The sequence below is a fragment of the uncultured Tenacibaculum sp. genome (assembly GCF_947494125.1).
In the GTDB taxonomy this organism is placed as follows: domain Bacteria; phylum Bacteroidota; class Bacteroidia; order Flavobacteriales; family Flavobacteriaceae; genus Polaribacter.
This window is the reverse complement of the sequence record NZ_CANLTU010000006.1, coordinates 18,645-39,105: the sequence shown is the minus strand read 5'-3', so window position 1 is coordinate 39,105 and position 20,461 is coordinate 18,645. Positions and strand designations below refer to the sequence as shown.

Annotated in this window: 23 protein-coding genes; 11 read left to right on the top strand and 12 right to left on the bottom strand. The window is 30.0% G+C overall.

The window, feature by feature from the left end; translation table 11 throughout:
- Window positions 1-4 precede the first annotated feature (4 nt).
- Both Q0881_RS10990 and Q0881_RS10985 read right to left on the bottom strand, forming a co-directional pair.
- Window positions 5-724 (bottom strand): MotA/TolQ/ExbB proton channel family protein, encoded by a 720-nt coding sequence (locus tag Q0881_RS10990; protein WP_299160104.1) that lies wholly within the window; start codon window positions 722-724, stop codon window positions 5-7.
- 254 nt (window positions 725-978) lie between these two features.
- Complete coding sequence (locus tag Q0881_RS10985) at window positions 979-2,010, bottom strand: asparaginase (protein WP_299160102.1); 1,032 nt, start codon at window positions 2,008-2,010, stop codon at window positions 979-981.
- A 96-nt stretch (window positions 2,011-2,106) separates the two neighbouring features.
- Between Q0881_RS10985 and Q0881_RS10980 the strand changes: the two genes are divergently transcribed.
- From Q0881_RS10980 to Q0881_RS10965, 4 genes are all read left to right on the top strand, one after another.
- Window positions 2,107-2,805: a zinc metallopeptidase gene (locus Q0881_RS10980; protein WP_299160100.1), complete on the top strand. Its 699-nt coding sequence runs from the start codon at window positions 2,107-2,109 to the stop codon at window positions 2,803-2,805.
- Between the two features lie 205 nt (window positions 2,806-3,010).
- The gene (locus tag Q0881_RS10975; protein ID WP_299160098.1) at window positions 3,011-5,383 is read left to right on the top strand and encodes a TonB-dependent receptor; all 2,373 of its coding nucleotides are present in this window, start codon (window positions 3,011-3,013) and stop codon (window positions 5,381-5,383) included.
- Between the two features lie 69 nt (window positions 5,384-5,452).
- The gene (locus Q0881_RS10970) at window positions 5,453-6,454 is read left to right on the top strand and encodes a histidine kinase (RefSeq protein ID WP_299160095.1); all 1,002 of its coding nucleotides are present in this window, start codon (window positions 5,453-5,455) and stop codon (window positions 6,452-6,454) included.
- A 10-nt stretch (window positions 6,455-6,464) separates the two neighbouring features.
- The gene (locus Q0881_RS10965; protein WP_299160093.1) at window positions 6,465-7,229 is read left to right on the top strand and encodes a LytTR family DNA-binding domain-containing protein; all 765 of its coding nucleotides are present in this window, start codon (window positions 6,465-6,467) and stop codon (window positions 7,227-7,229) included.
- Between the two features lie 36 nt (window positions 7,230-7,265).
- Here Q0881_RS10965 and lepA read toward each other — a convergent pair whose 3' ends face one another.
- Window positions 7,266-9,062, bottom strand: coding sequence for a translation elongation factor 4 (gene lepA, locus Q0881_RS10960; RefSeq protein ID WP_299160090.1), 1,797 nt, complete (start codon window positions 9,060-9,062; stop codon window positions 7,266-7,268).
- A 103-nt stretch (window positions 9,063-9,165) separates the two neighbouring features.
- On the opposite strand from lepA, the gene dusB reads away from it, so the two are divergent.
- Window positions 9,166-10,167, top strand: coding sequence for a tRNA dihydrouridine synthase DusB (dusB, locus tag Q0881_RS10955; protein ID WP_299160088.1), 1,002 nt, complete (start codon window positions 9,166-9,168; stop codon window positions 10,165-10,167).
- 3 nt (window positions 10,168-10,170) lie between these two features.
- On the opposite strand, the gene Q0881_RS10950 is transcribed toward dusB, so the two are convergent.
- The 7 genes from Q0881_RS10950 to Q0881_RS10920 form a co-directional block, all read right to left on the bottom strand.
- Window positions 10,171-11,373 (bottom strand): ABC transporter permease, encoded by a 1,203-nt coding sequence (locus Q0881_RS10950; RefSeq protein ID WP_299160086.1) that lies wholly within the window; start codon window positions 11,371-11,373, stop codon window positions 10,171-10,173.
- A 34-nt stretch (window positions 11,374-11,407) separates the two neighbouring features.
- Entirely contained in the window at window positions 11,408-11,803 is a 396-nt protein-coding gene (gene rbfA / locus Q0881_RS10945; protein WP_299160084.1) for a 30S ribosome-binding factor RbfA, read from the bottom strand.
- A 21-nt stretch (window positions 11,804-11,824) separates the two neighbouring features.
- A complete protein-coding gene (locus Q0881_RS10940; protein ID WP_366139564.1) occupies window positions 11,825-12,469 on the bottom strand; it encodes a response regulator transcription factor in 645 nt (214 codons plus the stop codon).
- A gap of 69 nt (window positions 12,470-12,538) precedes the next feature.
- Complete coding sequence (locus tag Q0881_RS10935) at window positions 12,539-13,288, bottom strand: ATP-binding protein (RefSeq protein WP_299160081.1); 750 nt, start codon at window positions 13,286-13,288, stop codon at window positions 12,539-12,541.
- Entirely contained in the window at window positions 13,261-13,878 is a 618-nt protein-coding gene (locus Q0881_RS10930) for a hypothetical protein (RefSeq protein WP_299160079.1), read from the bottom strand. The genes Q0881_RS10935 and Q0881_RS10930 overlap by 28 nt, the downstream gene beginning before the upstream one ends.
- Window positions 13,879-13,889: 11 nt before the next feature.
- On the bottom strand, window positions 13,890-14,555 hold the full coding sequence (locus tag Q0881_RS10925; RefSeq protein ID WP_299160076.1) for a hypothetical protein: 666 nt from the start codon (window positions 14,553-14,555) through the stop codon (window positions 13,890-13,892).
- 268 nt (window positions 14,556-14,823) lie between these two features.
- Window positions 14,824-15,450, bottom strand: coding sequence for a hypothetical protein (locus Q0881_RS10920; RefSeq protein WP_299160073.1), 627 nt, complete (start codon window positions 15,448-15,450; stop codon window positions 14,824-14,826).
- Between the two features lie 95 nt (window positions 15,451-15,545).
- Between Q0881_RS10920 and mce the strand changes: the two genes are divergently transcribed.
- The 6 genes from mce to Q0881_RS10890 all read left to right on the top strand — a co-directional run bounded on the left by mce (window position 15,546) and on the right by Q0881_RS10890 (window position 19,217).
- A complete protein-coding gene (gene mce, locus Q0881_RS10915) occupies window positions 15,546-15,947 on the top strand; it encodes a methylmalonyl-CoA epimerase (RefSeq protein WP_299160070.1) in 402 nt (133 codons plus the stop codon).
- A gap of 61 nt (window positions 15,948-16,008) precedes the next feature.
- Window positions 16,009-16,887, top strand: a complete 879-nt coding sequence (locus tag Q0881_RS10910; RefSeq protein ID WP_299160068.1) for a permease-like cell division protein FtsX — start codon at window positions 16,009-16,011, stop codon at window positions 16,885-16,887.
- A 6-nt stretch (window positions 16,888-16,893) separates the two neighbouring features.
- Window positions 16,894-17,136 (top strand): DUF3098 domain-containing protein, encoded by a 243-nt coding sequence (locus Q0881_RS10905; RefSeq protein ID WP_299160066.1) that lies wholly within the window; start codon window positions 16,894-16,896, stop codon window positions 17,134-17,136.
- A 2-nt stretch (window positions 17,137-17,138) separates the two neighbouring features.
- Window positions 17,139-17,948: an undecaprenyl-diphosphate phosphatase gene (locus Q0881_RS10900; RefSeq protein WP_299160064.1), complete on the top strand. Its 810-nt coding sequence runs from the start codon at window positions 17,139-17,141 to the stop codon at window positions 17,946-17,948.
- On the top strand, window positions 17,948-18,643 hold the full coding sequence (gene truB, locus Q0881_RS10895; protein WP_299160062.1) for a tRNA pseudouridine(55) synthase TruB: 696 nt from the start codon (window positions 17,948-17,950) through the stop codon (window positions 18,641-18,643). The genes Q0881_RS10900 and truB overlap by 1 nt, the downstream gene beginning before the upstream one ends.
- Before the next feature lie 34 nt (window positions 18,644-18,677).
- Complete coding sequence (locus tag Q0881_RS10890) at window positions 18,678-19,217, top strand: hypothetical protein (RefSeq protein WP_299160059.1); 540 nt, start codon at window positions 18,678-18,680, stop codon at window positions 19,215-19,217.
- Window positions 19,218-19,223: 6 nt separating this feature from the next.
- On the opposite strand, the gene Q0881_RS10885 is transcribed toward Q0881_RS10890, so the two are convergent.
- Together Q0881_RS10885 and Q0881_RS10880 are read right to left on the bottom strand one after the other, a co-directional pair.
- Window positions 19,224-19,703, bottom strand: coding sequence for an ABC transporter ATPase (locus Q0881_RS10885; RefSeq protein ID WP_299160057.1), 480 nt, complete (start codon window positions 19,701-19,703; stop codon window positions 19,224-19,226).
- An 89-nt stretch (window positions 19,704-19,792) separates the two neighbouring features.
- Window positions 19,793-20,383: a thioredoxin family protein gene (locus Q0881_RS10880; protein ID WP_299160054.1), complete on the bottom strand. Its 591-nt coding sequence runs from the start codon at window positions 20,381-20,383 to the stop codon at window positions 19,793-19,795.
- Window positions 20,384-20,461 lie beyond the last annotated feature (78 nt).

The following is a 20,461-nucleotide window of genomic DNA, read 5'->3' as shown; positions in this document are numbered from 1 at the left end:
TTTATTATTTTTTATACTTAGCTAATAAGTCAATTAAAGAAATTGACGCATCTTCCATGTTGTTTACAATACTATCAATTTTAGAAACGATGTAATTGTAAAAAATTTGTAATATAATTGCTACAACAAGACCAAATACTGTTGTTAAAAGTGCAATTTTAATACCACCTGCTACTACAGCTGGAGAAATATCATTTGCTACAGCAATCTTATCAAATGCATCAATCATACCAATTACTGTTCCCATGAACCCTAACATTGGTGCTAATGCAATAAATAAAGATAACCAAGAAACATTTTTCTCTAATAATCCCATTTGAACTCCACCGTAACCTACTACAGCTTTCTCAGCAGCTTCTAAACCTTCGTCTGCTCTTTCTAATCCTTGGTAAAAGATAGAAGCAACAGGTCCTTTTGTATTTCTACAAACTTCTTTAGCAGCTTCAACACCACCAGAACTTAAAGCGTCATCAACACTAGCTACTAATTTCTTAGTATTAGTGGTTGCCATATTTAAATAAATGATTCTTTCAATTGCTATTGCTAAACCTAAGATTAATGCCACCAATACAATCCCCATAAATTGTGGATCTCCTTCAATAAAACGTTGTTTTAATTGTTGGTGAAAAGTTTTTTCAGCATCAGCTGCCTGAGCATAAGTTGACTGAATAGCTCCTAAAAACATAAATCCTGTAATAGTTAGGATATTTACTACTTTTTTCATTTTGTTATAATTAATTTTAAATAGTTAACGGTTTAAAAATACAAATTTTACTATGAACAACTTAATTTTTTATCAATAAGTAATTCTTTTCTTGTACTTATTACACTTTTTTATTTTTTCAGAGTGCCAAGTAACAAAAAAATGTTGGGACATTAAAAAAAAACAATAGTATTTATATATTTACAGCCTTTTTTTATTCTTTTAACTACTATTTCAGGTAGTTATAACTGTAAATTTAGTGATTTATTTGCAATTTAATCAATTTCTCCTCTCAATGAGGTTTCAAAATAACGTTTAAATTCGTCTTTTGATAACTTTTCACCTAATAAATACATCATTTTGGCTATTGCTGTTTCAGTTGTAATGTCTTTTCCATCTACAATTCCAATACGTTTTAACTCAGAACTTGTTTCATAATGTCCTAAAATAATACTTCCTCCTGCACATTGAGTGACATTTACAATATAGATACCCTTATCAACTGCTTCTTCCAATAAATTCACAAACCACCTTTCTGTTGGAGCATTTCCTGATCCATAAGTTTCTAAAACAATCCCTTTTAAATTAGGTATATTTATAAAGCTACTAACTACAGATGCTGTAATACCAGGAAACAACTTTAAAATAGCTACATTATTGTCTAACTTTTTTCTAAAAACTAATTGATCTCCATTTTCTTTTGGTTTAAATAATAAAGGGTAATTAAAATTTAGGTGCACTCCGCTTTCTGCTAAAGGTGGATAGTTCATTGATGCAAATGCCTCAAACTGTTCTGCATTTATTTTAGTTGTTCTGTTTGCTCTATATAATTTATACTCAAAATACAAACCTACTTCTTGTATTACTGGCATTCCATTTTCATAAGTAGATGCTACTTGTATTGAGGTAATTAAATTTTCTTTTGCATCTGTTCTTAAATCACCTATAGGTAATTGAGATCCTGTAAAAATTACAGGCTTTTGTAAATTCTCAAACATAAAACTAATTGCTGATGATGTGTACGACATTGTATCTGAACCTGTAAGTACTACAAACCCATCAAACTTATCATAATTATCAGAAATAATTTCTGCTATATTTATATAGTAATGTACATTCATATTTGAAGAATCTATAGGTTCCTCAAATGATATTGTAGAAATATCACAATGTAGTTGTTGCAGTTCTGGAATTTTACTTGAAATTTGACTAAAATCAAAAGCCTTTAAAGCTCCAGTATTATAGTCCTTAACCATACCAATAGTCCCTCCTGTGTATACAATTAAAATTTTAGGTTTATTTGTCATTTTGACATCTTATATTATTAAATTCTAAAATGGAATAATTTATGTTGTAAATTTATCAAACAAAAATGACACAAATATTTTAAACAAGACTATATTATGATAGGATTTTATGCAATAATTGGTGTTATTACATTATTTAGTTGGCTAGTAAGTAATACACTTAAAAGAAAGTTTAAAAAATACTCTCAAGTACATTTAAGAAATGGAATGAGTGGGGCAGAAATTGCCGAAAAAATGTTAGCCGATCATGGAATTTCTAACGTCCAAGTAATTTCTACTCCTGGTAGACTTACCGATCATTATAATCCACGAAATAAAACTGTTAATTTAAGTGAAGCTGTATACAACCAACGAAATGCAGCTGCTGCCGCTGTTGCTGCACATGAAGTTGGACATGCTGTACAACATGCTAAAGCATATCAGTGGCTTCAAATGCGCTCTAAATTAGTACCAGTTGTTAGTATTTCTTCAAAATTTTCTCAATGGATGGTTATTGGAGGTATTATATTAGGTGCTGGTGCTGGACAACCCGGTATTGGGCAGTTTATTGCCATTGGAGGATTAATATTTATGGCTTTAGGTACTTTATTTAGTTTTATAACACTTCCTGTTGAATACGATGCTAGTAACAGAGCTTTAGCTTGGTTAGAAAATAAACACATGGTTACAAGAGAAGAATTAGCTGGTTCTAAAGATGCTTTAAAATGGGCTGCTAGAACTTATTTAGTTGCTGCATTAGGTTCTTTAGCCATGTTATTATACTGGGGATTAAGAGTTTTAGGCAGTAGAGATTAACAAAACATTATTTACTAAAAAAGCAAAAAACTTCAGAACATTCTGAAGTTTTTTTGTTTCCCTAGAAAACCTTTTCATATATAAATGCGTCTTTTAAGTAATAGGAAATAAAAATCTATTCATCGGAAAATTAACCCGTTTTATCAGATTTCTATTTTAATAACTTATAGAATAATACACTTTTGAAGTGTTAAACAAAAAAAATATGAAAACTCTAACTACTATTTTTTTATTATTTATTATAGTGCTTACTACACATGCTCAATACAACATAACCGGGAAAATTGTTGATAGTCAGAAAAAACCATTAGCTTATACCAATGTTATATTGTATAGAATAGACAATACAAAGCAACCTCTAGGAAGTATTTCTGATGAAAACGGGAATTACTCCATAAAAAACATTGATGAAGGAAAATATAAAATAACCGTTACGACACTAGGTTTTAAAACTGAAAAAATAAAAGATTTTGAATTAAACTCTGACAAGACTTTAAATTTCACTTTAAAAGAAGAAAGCCAAACTTTAAGTGAAGTTGTTGTAAAATCTACAAGACCTGTTATTAAACAAACTGCTGAGAAGTTAGTGGTTGATTTAGAAAAAACAGAAATGTTAAATGCTAATTTGCAAGACGTAATGCGTAAAGTCCCTGGGGTTTTAGTAACGAACAACGGAATTACAATAGCTGGTAAAGGAGGTGTACGAATTTTAATTAATGGAAAAACAACTGAATACATGGATGTAGAAACATTATTAAGAGACTTTCCTGCAGATAATATTGCTAAAGTAGAAGTAGTGGAACAACCTGGAGCTGAATACGAGGCTTCTGGATCTGGAGCAATCATCAATATTATTTTAAAGAAGAATGTGCGTTTAGGAACTCATGGAAGTGTAACTGGTTGGATTGGTGAAGATGAAGGTTTTGAATATGGAACTAGAGCTTCGATTGCTAGTTATAAAAACAAGTTAAATTGGCAAACAAGTATTAATCATTCTAAACCAACTTGGAGAGACGATTTGTTCTTAGTAAGAACTGTTGGAACTGAAATTTATGATCAAAAAAGTATTTCGCCATACAATCCAAACAACCTTAGTTTTAGCGGAAATATAGACTACTATATAAATGACAATAATTCTTTTGGTGTTGGTGGACGTTGGAACAAAAGAACATCAGACAGAATAACAACAAGCAAAACAGTTGTTTCTGATGTAAACTCGACTAGCACTCTATTTTCTGAGAATAGTTATAATAGAGATAGAACCAATTTTAACATCAATCCTTATTACGAGTATAAGTCAGATACAGAGAAGTTATTAATAGATTTCAATTATATCAATTATAATAACGATAACACAAATACTCTTTCCGATATTGCTGGAAGTACACTTCCATTTACAGACAGAAAATATATTCAAGAAGGGAAATACACTATCAAAACCTACAAAGCAGATTATAGTAAAAACTTTTCTGAAAACTTTAAACTAAGTATAGGTAGTAAATATGCAATGGTAGATACCGATAATGATTTACAGTCTTTTTTAGAAAACAATACTAATGGGTTTAATTTAGATCAAGCTAGTAGTAGTCAATTTTTAATTGATGAAACTATTTTTGCTGTGTACTCTAAAATAAATGCTACTTCAGGAAAATGGTCTTTTTCTGGTGGACTACGCTATGAAAACAGTAATACAGACGGTACTTCACATTTTATTGAAAACGGTCAACCAACCACAAAAGTTAAAAAAAGACCGATTAGCAAACTATTTCCAAGTGCTTCTATTAGCAGAAAAATAACTGAGCAAATAGGCGCAAGTTTATCTTATAGTTACAGAATTAGAAGACCTTCCTACAACAGCTTAAACTCTTTTCAAGAATTCTTAGATCCATTCTCTGCTGAAGAAGGAAACCCTAGTTTAAAACCTGCGTTTACAAACAATTATCAGTTTAATTTAACTTATGATGGACAACCATTTTTCACAGCTGGATACAGTAAAACAAACAATGTTATTTTTGATTTAATAAAACAAGATAATACTACTGCTCAAATCAGGCAACAAGCTGTAAATGTTGAAGATTTCACTAACTGGAATTTTAGATTATTTGCCCCATTAAGCTTTATAAAAGGTTTAGAAGGTTATACTGGTTTTATAGCTAACAAAAATATGTACAACTCAACAATTCACGGAGTTGATTTATCTAAGTGGAGTTTATTTTGGTTTATACAAGCCAGCTATAAACTACCATGGGATGTTAATTTTGAAATGAGTGGAAACTATGGAACTGGAGCTTTAGAAGGTCAAATTGAAGTAGATTGGCTGGCAGGATTAGATTTTTCTTTTGGAAAGAAATTTTTAGACAATAAACTAAAAGTAAACCTAGGGTTTAATAAAATGTTAAACAGAGGATTTAACGGAACTATTGATTACGGAAATGGAACTGCCAAAGTAGAAAGCAATGGTTCTCGTCAAAATATTCAATTACGATTTGTGTATAGTTTTGGTTCTAAATTTGGAAAGAAAAAATCGAAACGTAATTCTTCCAGAGATGAAGAAAACAGAATAGATGACAATAATTAAATTCTTATACATTTGTTTTCATTAAGACATCTCAGGATTTACTACTTGAGATATCTAAATTAAACTTCTATGAATACTAAGCTTAATAAATCTGATTGGGTAATTCTTTCTCTTATATTTGGAGTTACCATGATACTTAACTCTATTGATTACTATAGGGAAGGAAATAAATTAATCGAATACATAGTCGACTTACCAAGTTCTACTTTAATATCGGTTTCTATAATTCTCATTTTTATCCAAGTATTAGTCCCTAGATTACTTATCAAACAAAAAAAGTTTTTCATCTTTTTTATTTTAGCATTATTAACGTTAACATTACTTGGCTCTTTAGAAAATATTTTAGGAATATTAAGCGCTGGAAAATCCCTTGAGAAAATATCAAATATCTTGTTGTTTCTGCAAAAGGGCTTATATAATGCAACTGACATGGCTGGTTTCCCAATAGGCGTGTTATTAATTAAAAAATTCTATGAAGGGCAAACTAAATTTTTAGAAATAGAAAAACAACAAAAAGAAAACGAATTAAAGTTATTACGCTCACAAATCGATCCACATTTTTTATTCAACAACTTGAATACCTTAGATAGTTTAATTGATTCCGACTCTGAAAAAGCCAAAGAATATATCAATCGATTATCATTAATTTATCGCTACTTAATTCAAACCAAAGACGCAGAAGTTATGGAACTATCAAAAGAAATTCAGTTTGCTGATAATTATATTTTCTTAATTGAAACTCGTTTTGGAAATGACTATAAATTTACTATTGAAAAAGACGCTGAAATAAATGATAAATTTATTCCAACAGGAGCTTTACAAGCCTTATTAGAAAATGTAGTAAAACATAACAAAGCTAAAGATAAGTTCATACAGACCACAATCACAATAAAAGAAGATTGGTTAACGGTTAACAATACAAAATCTGTAAACCTAAAGAAAGAAAGTTTAGGGACTGGATTACAAAATCTACAAACTCGCTACGAATTGTTGTCGGATAAAAAAGTAGATATTAAAAACGCTAATAATCGTTTTGTAATTTCTATTCCAATTATTAAATTAAGTGAATAAAAATAGCAATATGAATATCTTAATTCTAGAAGACGAAATACCTGCATACCAAAAACTAATCAATTATTTGACGAGTTCTTTTGGAGAAGAATTCACACACGATATCGCACGTTCTAATATAGATGGAAAAGAATTGTTAGAAAATAATAAATACGATTTTATTTTATCTGACATTCAGTTATTAGATGGTATTTCTTTCGATTTATTTGATGAAACAAATACTGATTGTCCTATAATTTTTTGTTCTGCACATGACGAGTATTTATTCAAAGCTTTTAACACAAACGGGATAGCCTATATTTTAAAACCATATTCAAAATCAGACTTTAATAAGGCTATTGAAAAATATCAATCATTATTTAACCAAGGAAATTACAACGTTTTAAACTCAGATACAATATCTAATTTAAAATCGGCTTTAAAAGAAGGAAACACCTCTTATAAAAAACGATTTGTTATTAAAAAAGCAAAAGGAATTCAGTTATTAAATGTTACCGAAATCAGTTTAATAGAAGCTTCTGGAGATTTCTGTATTGCTACTGATAATTCAGGAAAGCGACATACAATTTCTCAAACTTTAGGAAATATTTTTCAACAATTAAATCCTGCAAAATTCTTTAAAATTAACAGAAGTGAAATTATAAATATTGAATTTATAAACAATATCGAAAGTCATTTTAAAAACCGTCTATTAATTACTATGAAAGGCGTTAAAGAAAAACCTATGACAAGTTCTTCTTCTACTTCTGGCTTTAGAAAATGGTTGGAACAATAAATAAAAAAGCTTCAGAATATTCTGAAGCTTTTTTATTTAATCGTTTAATTTAAGAACAGCCATGAATGCTTCTTGTGGTATTTCTACATTACCAACTTGACGCATACGTTTCTTTCCTTTCTTTTGTTTCTCTAGAAGTTTACGTTTACGAGAAATATCTCCTCCGTAACATTTTGCTGTTACATCTTTACGTAATGCCTTCGTTGTTTCTCTTGCTATAATTTTTGCTCCAATAGCTGCTTGAATAGGAATATCAAACTGCTGTCTTGGTATTAACGTTTTTAATTTTTCTACTATTTTTTTACCAATTGTATATGCATTATCAGCATGTAATAATGCCGAAAGTGCATCAACTGGATCTCCGTTTAATAAAATATCCACACGAACTAATTTTGACGTTCGCATTCCTATTGGTGAATAATCAAATGAAGCATATCCTTTTGAAACCGTTTTTAATCGGTCGTAAAAATCAAATACTATTTCTGCCAAAGGCATATCAAAAGTTAATTCAACTCTTTCGGTAGTTAAATAGGTTTGATTTACTATTACTCCCCTTTTTTCAATACAAAGTGACATTACCTGCCCTACAAAATCAGATTTTGTAATTATTGATGCTTTTATAAAAGGCTCTTCTACTTTCTCTAATCTCGACGGATCTGGTAAATCTGTAGGATTGTTTAATAATATTATTTCTGTAGGATTCTTCTTCGTATATGCGTGATAAGAAACGTTAGGAACCGTTGTAATTACAGTCATATTAAATTCACGCTCTAAACGTTCTTGGATAATTTCCATGTGTAACATTCCTAAGAACCCACATCGAAAACCAAAACCTAATGCAGCTGAACTTTCTGGTTGAAATACTAAAGAAGCATCGTTTAATTGCAACTTCTCCATTGAGTTACGTAACTCTTCATAATCCTCAGTATCAACTGGATAAATACCAGCAAAAACCATTGGCTTTACATCTTCAAAACCATCGATATGAGTTTCAGTCGGGTTTTCAAAATCAGTAATAGTATCACCTACTTTTACTTCTTTCGCTACTTTAATTCCTGTTATTAAGTATCCAACATCTCCAGTCTTCACTTCTTGCTTTACCTCTTGCTCTAGTTTTAAAGTACCAACTTCATCCGCTTTATACTCGGTATCGGTTGACATAAATTTGATACGTTGATTCTTTTTAATAGAACCATCTATTACTCTAAAATAAGTTTCAATTCCTCTGTATGAGTTATAAACCGAGTCAAAAATCAATGCTTTTAATGGTGCATCTGGATTTCCTTGAGGTGATGGAACTTTGTCAATGATTGCAGCTAATATATTATCTACACCAAAACCTGTTTTTCCACTCGCGTGAATTACATCTTCTGCTTCACAGCCTAATAAATCTACAATATCATCAGTTACTTCCTCTGGATTTGCTGATGGCAAATCAACTTTATTTAACACTGGAATAATTTCCAAATCATTATCTAAAGCTAAATATAAATTAGAAATTGTTTGTGCTTGTATACTCTGAGCTGCATCTACAATTAACAAGGCTCCTTCACATGCTGCAATTGAACGTGATACTTCATAAGAAAAATCTACGTGTCCAGGAGTATCAATTAAATTTAAAATATATTCTTCTCCTTTATAAGTATATTCCATTTGAATTGCATGCGACTTAATGGTAATACCACGTTCGCGTTCCAAATCCATACTATCTAATAATTGATTTTGCTTTTCACGTTCGGTAACAGAACCTGTATAATCTAACAATCTATCTGCAAGTGTACTTTTACCGTGATCAATATGTGCAATAATGCAAAAATTTCTAATTTTCTTCATTCGTCGTATTTCTAACCTCTTATGACCGACAAAGATACTTTATGTTGCATGCATGGACAAATAAAAATTTATTCAATAAAAAAATAAAAAGTAACTTTGCAGCATGGTAAAAATTGGAGACATAGAACTTCCTGATTTTCCGCTTTTATTAGCGCCTATGGAAGATGTGAGTGATCCACCATTTAGAGCTTTGTGCAAAGAAAATGGTGCAGATGTAGTATATACTGAGTTTATTTCTTCGGAAGGACTAATCCGTGACGCTGCTAAAAGTGTTATGAAATTAGATATTTATGAGAAAGAACGCCCTGTTGGGATTCAAATATTTGGTGCCAATTTAGACTCTATGCTTAAAACCGTAGAGATTGTTGAAAAATCGAATCCAGATATTATTGATATTAATTTTGGATGCCCTGTTAAGAAAGTGGTTTCTAAAGGTGCCGGTGCTGGTATTTTAAAAGATATTGATTTAATGGTAAAACTTACAGAAGAAATGGTGAAACACACCAAACTACCTGTAACCGTTAAAACTCGTTTAGGCTGGGATCATGATTCAATAAAAATAGTTGAAGTAGCTGAGCGTTTACAAGACGTTGGATGTAAGGCTATTGCTATACATGGGCGTACTCGTGCACAAATGTATAAAGGTGAAGCAGACTGGAAACCAATTGCTCAAGTTAAAAACAACCAAAGAATGCATATTCCTGTTTTTGGAAATGGAGATGTTACTTCTCCTGAAAAAGCTATGGAAATGCGTGACGTATATGGCTTAGATGGCTGTATGATTGGTCGTGCTTCTATTGGGTATCCATGGTTTTTTAATGAAATAAAACACTTTTTTAAAACTGGTGAACATTTGGCTAAGCCTAATATTGCTCAGCGTGTTGAAATGGCGCGTCGTCATTTAGAAATGTCTATCGATTGGAAAGGTGAACGCTTGGGTGTTGTTGAAACTAGAAGGCATTATACAAACTATTTTAAAGGAATTCCTCATTTTAAAGATTACCGAATGAAAATGGTTACTTCTGACGACCCTAAGGATGTTTTTGCTACGTTTAATGAAGTTGAAACTAAATTTGGAAGTGCTACTATTCCTGAAATAGGATAAACTTTATTTTTCAATAAATGTTTTAGATATTCTTGAGCTTGCAATTTTTGCCGCTATATACCCTAGTATTGAGATTGTAAGCATTACTACAAATAAATTAAACCACCTAAACTCTACAGGATAGGCTAAGCTATCTGTAATCATAAACACTCCAAAACGCTGTTGGATTAACACTAAAATTATTCCTATAAACAAACCAATCCCCATTCCTACTAGCGTAAGTAAAAAACCTTGTAAAACAAAAATTCGTTTTATTTCAGAAACAGTAGTTCCTAAGTTAAATAATGTTTTTAAGTTTTGCTTCTTATCAATTATCATCATAATAATTGACCCGATTACATTAAATAATGCTATGGCTATAATTAATGTAAAAATTAAATATGAAATAAAATTCTCTGTATTAACTACTTTATAATACACCGTATTTAGTTGTGCTCTAGTTTGTACTTTAAAAGAATTTCCTAATTTAGCTTGTAGGGCTGACTGATAATCATCCAAATCAACTCCTTCTTTTAATTTTAACTCTACTCCTGTAAATTGATTCTCTTTATAACTAAGTAATTGTTGTGCCAATTCAACCTCGGTAAAAACAAATTTACTTTGAAATTCTTCCGAACCATGGTACACTCCTATTATTTGTACAGGAACCGAATGAAAAGCATTGTTCGGGTTTATAAATCCTTTACCTGGCTTAGGAACTAAAATTTTTAAAGGCTCTCCAAAATTCATTATTCCTAATGATAACTTATATGCAATTCCGTAACCTAATACTGCTGTATTTTTAAACTCTGGATCTACCCAAGCTCCAACTTTTAATAAAGAATCTATGGGTAATATTTGACTATAGTTTTGATCGACTCCTTTTATATAAGCTATCTGGTTTTTATCTTTATAACTTAAAAAAACTCGTTCCTCTATAACTTTCGATACAGCTAGGACTTCTTCTTTTTCAATTATTTTTTGATAAAGTTCATTAGAATATTCAAAGGTCTTACCCTTTACCGCAGTAATTTTAATATCTGGGTCTGAATCATTAAGTAACGAATCGCTAAATGTTCTTAATCCAGAAAAACCAGATAAAATTACAAACAAAGCTAAAGCTCCAATAACAACACCAAACACAGTAATAAATGTTATAATGTTTATTGCATTGGTGCTTGTTTTTGAAAACAAGTATCTTTTAGCTATGTATAAAGAAAAGTTCAATTAATAAATCTAATTTATTATGTAAAAAAATTTATTAACGTTTTTGACGGCGTGGTAAAATATCAGGGTTCTTAATCGGATCTTCATCTTCTCCTTTTAAAGACTTATCAATATCTTCAATATAGTCTAAACTATCATCACCAAAAAACAATAACTCTGGCATTCTTCTAAGCTGATGTTTTGTTCTTTGTGCTAATTCATGACGTATTAATGGTGTATTTGATCTTACACCTTCTATAATTTCATCTCTCTTATCAGAAGGAAAAACACTCAAATATACTTTCGCTACACCTAAGTCTGCAGTAACAGATACTTTTGATACCGATATAATTACTCCCTTCATTCCATCTTGCGCAGCACGCTGCAAAACATCTACTAAATCTTGTTGCAGTACACCTGCAATTTTTCGTTGTCTGTTTGTTTCTTCCATGCTGCAAATTTAGGTATAAATTTACGGAGTGTAAATTTTATTTTTGATGGCATACATTACCAAGCCAACTCTATTTCTAACATTTAATTTTGTAAACAAACTATCTCTATAGCCATCTATTGTTTTTGGGCTCAAAAACATCTTATCTGCTATTTCTTTATAGGTTAATTCGGAACATGCCAACTTCATAAAAACTACTTCATTTTCTTTAAAACAAACATTATTTTTTCCGTTTTTACCTGACACTGAATCTAATAGCAACGTGGTTACATTTCTGGTATGGAAAAAACCATTATCCATCATTTCTAACAAAGCTCTTTCTAATACTTCTTTTTTAGTATCTTTAAGTAGGTAACCAACAGCTCCTGCTTTTAGCATTTTTAAAATTGTACCATCTGCATCTTCTACAGATAATGCCATAACATGTACATGTGGATAATTTGCAACTATCCATTCTGTAGTTTCAATTCCATTCATTACTGGCATATTTACATCTACTAAAACAATATCTGGAATGTTTTTTGGTGATGCTGAGAATTTCTCCGAAACCTCCTTACCATTTTTACAAGTGTATAATACTTTAAATTTATCAAAGGTATTTACCATACCTTCAATTGCCTGTGATAATAGAGTGTGATCATCTACAACAACAACTGAATATTTCATAATTACGTAGGTTAGGTTATTATCTTGTTGTGAGGGACAATATAATGGAGGGACAATGTACTACAATTCTTAAATATAATAATTTATTATTAAACTAGTTCCTTTTTGCGGTTCTGATTTAAATTTCGCTTCTGCATTAATAAGTTTAGCTCTCGCTTTAATGTTCTGTAAACCAATACCTTTCAACCTTACTTTTTTCATTTCAAAGCCAACACCATTATCTTTTGCTTCTATTCTAATACTATCTTCTTCATACTTTAAAAAAACCTCAAGTTTCGTTGCTTTTGAATGTTTTATGGTATTTGAAAAGAATTCTTGTAAAATTCTAAAAATTATAATGCCATGCTTTTGGTTTATTTCTCTTTCTCCTCCTGCAACAACAAGAGTAGATTCTATATAATTTAACCTGTTAAATCTTTCCAATTCAAGCTCCAATGCTTCTTTTAATTTTATTGCATTGATAAAATCTGGGTTTATCGATTTAGACAAAGCTCTTATTTCTGTTAAACTTTTTGCTATGGTATCTGCAATTTCACCAATATTTTCTGGCGAGGCATGCTGCATTTGTATTTTAGCTAAAGTTAAGAGTTGCCCGATATTATCGTGCAACTCCCAACTTATATTTCTTAAAGTTTCCTCTCGTATTTCTATTTGAGTTTCTGCTATTTCTCTTTCGTATCTTTTTTTGTTTTCTGCTCGTTCTAATAACAATTTGTTTTTACGACGTTGAAAAACAGAAAAAAGTGTAATTAAAAAAATTATTATTAAAGCTATCAGTAGAGTAGCTACAATTAATACTTCATTTCCTTGCTGCTCCATACTAACCCGAAAGATATGATTAAATTCATCAATACAATTAAAGAAAATAAGACAGGGAATAAATCCCTGTTTCTCATATAATTTATAAAACTAAAAAATGGTATAGACGCTAAATAAAAAACTAGAAATCCAACTGACACCCAAAAAGGGAGTAACTTTTTATAATTTATAATTTCATTAGACAATAATAATTCTCTCAAATATAAAAAAACTGACACACCAACATTAAAAGAACCAATAATTATTGCATAATTATAAAAAGATTTATCAAAATATATCAAAATCCATGTTGCAATAAAAACAATAAATATAATTTTAGAAGCAATAAATAACTTCGCATCTTTTATCAAATTTTGATAAATGAAAAATATTATTATAAATTCAAAAAGACTATAATATTGATAAATTAAGAATGAGTTTGGTTTTTTAATTGATCTATAATATGCTCCAGATAATTCCACAAAAAAAGTTACAACTAAAAAAAGTGTTATTAACTTAACAAACAAGGTGTTTTTTTTATACAAAAAAAACAAACTCAACACTGCTGAAACAAACTGAGAACATAATGGCATATCAAATAAATTCATCATAAAATAAATACTTAATAAGGTGGTGAAAGCTGTCCGCGATTCCCTGCTCCACTCGGCACTTCATTTTGTAGTGGAGAACCTATAGGTAATTCTATACTATAATCGTGATCTTCTCTTTTGCCATTATTAAAATCTTCTGTAGTATTATAAATCCAATTATAGCCATTTTTAGCTAACATTTCTTTAAAAGTCACCAACCTTCCTTGTTCAAACGATTGTAATGGATCAAAAGCAACTTGTTTTCCATCAATTGTAGTGGTAGGTATATAAATTAAGTCTTGGTAACTTCTTCCTGTCCCATTGTAGTCAGGCATTGCTGCTGAAATAAAACTAAGCCCAGAAATTTTAATCCCTGCTTTTCTACTTAGGTTTTTTACACGTCCTAAATACTTTCTAAACTGTTTAAAATTGTAGGTATTAATACGAGAGTCTTCATAGCCCAAAGCTTTTTCTAAAGGAGCAATTCTTGTGGTATCATAATCTCGTAACATGCTTACAATTTCCGTATAATCTAACATTTCAGCTGTTCTTCCTTCATCAGAATAACAAAATGTACTGTCTGGAATTTGCGATTGCCAATCGTCATGATCGCATTTACACTTGTGCTTTTCGCACGAAGTCATAAAATTCATTGTAAAAACAATGATTACTAATTTTAGTAGGTTAGTTTTTTTCATAATAAAAATGATATTTAAATTGACTTTAAATATACTCGCTTATTTTTAATTAGCTTAACCTAATTTTAACACATTTCTTACAAAGCATTCTATCAAACACTTAAACTTTGCTACTTTTTTTAAATACAGGAAAAACACCCTTTGCTTATAAATGAATACCCTCTTGAATTTTCAATATTTTTACTGTTTTCAGGCATGAATCAACTTTAATTACAACAAAAAAGGACTCATAAATTATGAATCCTTTTAATTTTCAATAATATCATTTTTAATATGGAGGTGTTATTGTTCCCCTATTTCCTGCTGAACTTTTATCATCAATAAGCTCATCACCTTTTAATAAATTTTGTTGTATTCCTTTTTTAACTACTTTTCTGTTTTCATAGTCTTCTTTACTATCATACACCCAATTATAACCATACTTGCCTAAAACTTCTTTCATGGTAACAATTTCTCCATTTTTGGAAACATCTGGTGCAAAAGCTATATTTTTCCCATTTATTTCTGTTGTAGGCATAAACATATTCGTTTGGTAATTTGGTATTCCATGTGAAGCATTTTCAGGATAAGAAGCCGATACGATATTAATACCAGTTAACTTTATTCCTTTTTCTTGCGATACTTTTTTCACATAAGCTAAATACGTTTCTAAAGTTTCAATCGTATAAAAATTAATCCGTGTATCTTCCTTGCCTAAAGCTTTTTCTAAAACTGGTTTCCTCGTTTTATCATAATGCTCTAACATGGCAACCATTTCTTTATACATCAGTAAGTTTTTAGGTTTTGCTGTTTTTACCGTTTTTTCTATTAAAACCTCTTCGGTTTTATCTTGTGTACAAGATAAAATACAAGCCACTCCAATAGCAGCAACTAACAAAATTTTTGTTGTTTTCATATGAATAACAATTTTTAAATTAATAATGATCTCAATTTAACATTTATTTATTTGTAAATGAAAACAGATACATTTTTCTTTTATACTTTTACCCTATGGATAAAATAGAACATATTGGTATTGCTGTAAAAGATTTAGAAAAATCAAATCAGTTATTTGCCTCACTTTTTGGGGCACCTCATTATAAAATTGAAGAAGTTGCTAGCGAAGGTGTTAAAACTTCATTTTTTAAAACTGGCCCTAATAAAATAGAACTTTTAGAAGCTACTAAACCAGATAGTCCTATTGCCAAATTTATAGAGAAAAAGGGAGAAGGAATTCATCATATTGCCTTTGCTGTTAGCAATATTAATGCAGAAATAAAACGTTTAAAAGGAGAAGGTTTTACGGTATTAAACGAAATCCCTAAAAAAGGAGCTGATAATAAATTAGTTGCATTTTTACATCCAAAAACCACCAATGGAGTTTTAATTGAATTATGTCAGGAAATAGAATAATTCATTCATTAGAATTACCAAATATTTGTATCTTGCAATGTTAAAATTACAACGCTAAATAATGACAACCTCTTTTGATTCTTTTCAAAAACGACGCCTACAATCATCTTATGTTTCTGTAGTAGTAAGTATTGCTCTAGTACTTTTTATGATTGGAATTTTAGGTTTGGTTTTACTTAAATCGACTAAAGTTGCTAATCATTTTAAAGAAAAAATAATCATGACTTTATTTTTAAATGACGATGTTACTAGTAAACAATCAAAAGACTTTAGAGAAGTTTTAAAGAAAAAAGAATACACGAATAAAGTAATTTATATTACCAAAGAAGAAGCTGCCAAAACTTACAAAAGAGATTTAGGGGAAGATTTCGTAAAATTCCTTGGAGACAATCCTATTAAAAATGGTCTTGACATTTACCTTAAAGCTGCTTATGTTACGCCTGAAAAAATGAGAGAGATTGAAAAATCTTTTGACAAAAACAAATTGATAGCTGAAGTTAATTACGACAAACCTTTGGTACGATTATTAACGCAAAACATTCAAAAAATTAGTTTTTGGCTCCTCGTTCTAAGTGGTTTTTTTGGGGTAGTTGCTATTATTTTAATAAATAGCTCTATTCGTTTATCTATTTATTCTAAAAGATTTAATATTAAAACCATGCAAATGGTTGGCGCTACAAAAAGCTTTATCCGTAGACCTTTTATTTGGCAAAGTATTAAGTTAGGAATGCTGGGTGCTTTTATAGCGCTAAGTGGAATTGCTCTTTTAATTTATTATATAAATAAGTACATTCCTTCTTTAGAGTTATTATCGGATTATATACCTTTAGCTTATGTTGCTGGAGGCGTAGTATTTATTTCGTTTTTTATTACATGGATAAGTACATTTTTTGCCACACAACGTTTTTTAAATTTACAAACTAACGATTTGTATTACTAAGATTTTATGAAAGAAGACAATTCAACAAAACAAGAATTTTTATTTGGTAAACGCAATTATATAATCATGCTAATTGGTTTAGCCGTAATTGCATTAGGCTTTATTTTAATGGCCGGTGGTGGTAGCGACGACCCAAAAGTATTTAATCCAGAGATTTATAGTTGGCGAAGAATTCGTTTAGCTCCAACTATTGTAATTATTGGTTTAGGTATTGAAATTTATGCTATTTTTGCCAATCCAAAAAAATAAGCATGGGTTTATTAGAAGCTATTGTTTTAGCTATTATTGAAGGTATTACCGAATACTTACCTGTTTCATCTACAGGACATATGATTATTGCTTCTTCTTTTATGAGGATTGCAACTGATGATTTTACAAAACTATTTACCATTGTTATCCAACTTGGAGCAATTTTATCGGTATTAGTATTGTACTGGAAACGCTTTTTTCAAAGTTTCGATTTTTACTTAAAGCTTTTAGTCGCTTTTATTCCCGCTGTTGTTTTAGGGTTGCTTTTAAATGATGTTATCGATAGTTTACTAGAAAGTCCAGTTACTGTTGCTATTTCATTAATTATTGGTGGAGCCATTTTATTAAAGGTTGATGATTGGTTTAAAGCTAATGAAGAATTTGATAAAGAAAACCCAACTGCACATACTGAAATAAATTATGCAACTGCCTTAAAAATTGGTTTTTTCCAATGTTTAGCCATGATTCCAGGAACTTCTAGAAGTGGTGCTAGTATTGTAGGTGGTATGACACAGAAAATAAATAGAAAAACTGCTGCTGAATTCTCTTTCTTTTTAGCTGTACCAACTATGTTAGGTGCTACTGCTAAAAAAACGTACGATTATTATAAAGCTGGTTTTGAATTATCTTCAGAGCAAGTAAACTACCTTATTATTGGTAATGTTATTGCTTTTATTGTTGCCTTAATTGCTATTAAATCTTTTATTGATTACTTAAGTAAAAAAGGGTTTAAAATCTTTGGCTATTACCGTATTATCTTTGGAATTACTTTATTATTTATTCACTTTTTTGTGTACAAACTTTCTATTTAATGTTGACTGCTGAAGATTACAAAAACGGACAAGTTTTATTAATTGACAAACCTTTAGAATGGACTTCTTTTCAGGTTGTTAATAAATTACGTTGGCATATTCGCAAACGTTTTGATATTAAAAAAATTAAGGTGGGTCATGCTGGTACTTTAGATCCTTTAGCTACAGGATTATTAATTATTTGTACTGGTAAGCAAACTAAGAACATTAACGAATATCAAGGGCAAGCAAAAGAATACACAGGTACTATTACTTTAGGTGGTACTACACCTAGTTATGATTTAGAAACCGAAATAAATGAAACTTTCCCTACAGATCATATTACTGAAGAATTAATTCATAAAACAACAGAACAGTTTACGGGGATAATTCAACAAAAACCTCCTATTTTCTCTGCAATTAAAAAAGAGGGTAAACGCTTATATGAATTGGCTAGAAAAGGTGAAACTACAGAAATAAAATCGAGAGAAGTTACTATTTCTGAATTTGAAATTACAAATATTGATGCTAACAATGTTAATTTTAGAGTTGTTTGTAGTAAAGGTACTTATATCCGTTCTTTAGCATACGATTTTGGTGTTGCTTTAAATTCTGGCGCTCATTTATCTGCTTTAAGAAGAACTAAAATTGGGGACTATTCGGTTAATGATGGACTTAGCGTTGCTAATTTTATAAATTCTTTAGAAGTGGAATAGTTTTTGCTTTTTAGAGCAAAAAACATTTACTTCTATGAAAAAATCTTTACTTTTATTTATAATAACTTTAGTTATTAGCTTAAAAATTAACGCTCAAAACGAAAATAAACGTCCTTTTTTTACAACTTCTTTAAGCACAACCTTTGGAATTAATCAAGATTATAAGTTAAGTGAAGAAGGAAATGGTCCTTTTATTGAACCTAAATCTATTTTACTAAGAACTGGTTTTGGATATCAATTTAACAATCGTTGGGCTTCCAGTATTAACATTGGTTATGACCATCATTTTTCATATACTATCAACTCTATTCCAATGTACGCTAGTGTACGTTATAATTTTATAAAAAAAACCAGTAGTGCTTATTTTATTGAATCTAGTTATGGACAAATGTTTCGACCTTCTAACAGATTTTCTAATGGCAACTATTACAAAGTTGGTCTTGGAATTCTTTCGTTAAGTAATAATAGTTGGAACGGAATGATTCGTTTAGATTTTCACCGAAAAAAAATAGCACAATTCAGAAACGGAAATTTGGACAGCGTTTCTCTTGGTATTGGTTTCACGTTTTTTTAATGTTTTTTATAAAAAACGGTTATACCAGCTCTCAGTAATAGGCACTTCCCAATAGTTTTCTAATTCATGTTTTGTTTGAACTAAATTATCAAAAACTATAGTTTTGCCTGTTACTGCTTTATTTTTAATTAGCTTTTTAAAATCTTTTAATTCTTTATATTGAGTATATTCTCCTTGTTTAAAACAAACATTCATTTTATCTAACAATTCTACATCATATTCTTGTTGTAATTGCAATACAAAACCTACCTGCTTGTCAATCTCCACATTAGACAAGAATGTACTAGCTTCTACTGAAAAAATAATAAACCTATTGTACTTTAATTCAAATGAAACTTTAAAATCTTCATCCTCTGATTTCCATTCTTCAGAAAATGTTTTCAGTTTCTCTTTTAAACCTTCGATTTCTTGTGAATAAAACTTTCTACTAGATGGATAAATCCAAACTTTTGCTTCTTCTGATAACGTTTTGAAATCTACTAACATAATTACTTTTCTAAGCGGCAAATATACAGAAAACAAATCCCCTTTTTGATAAGACTCAAAAAGGGGATTTGTTTTATAATTAAAACGTACTATTTTAATATTGAAAGAATATCTTCTTGCACGTTATTTCCTTTATTTTTATTGTACCAAACCTGTAAATCTTTTTTAAATTCCGCATCAAGACTTCCATGTTCTGTTTTATAATCTACAACCATTTTTGTAGCTACAGTAGGTCTTGGGCCCCAGGTATTTACTATCTCATTTTCTTTATCTAATGCAATCAACTTAGGAATAGACCTACCACCATTCGTTAAAAACTTATCCATTAACTCTAAGTTTTCATCTCTTAGTACCAATTTAAGTTGAATGTTAGGATTCTCTTCTGCTATCTTATTAATAACTGGTAAATTTTGAGCTGCGTCACCACACCAACCTTCAGTTAAAACCAACCATGTTTGTGGTTCTTTTATATCTTTAATTTTAGCAATTGTTTCCTCTGAAATTTTTATAGTTTTATCTAAACGTTTCATTCTTTTATCGTTTAATAAACTATAATTTAATAAATCATCAGATTGAGTTACCCCAGTTGACTTTCCTTGTTCTAATAATTCTTTTACAAGCATTCTATATTCTGAATATGATATAGCTTTTTGCAAACTGCTTTCTATAATTTCTTTCATCTTAATAATCTTGTTATACAACAAATATATCTGTTCCTATTTACATACACAGTAACCTAAGTTACTGAGCACAAAACC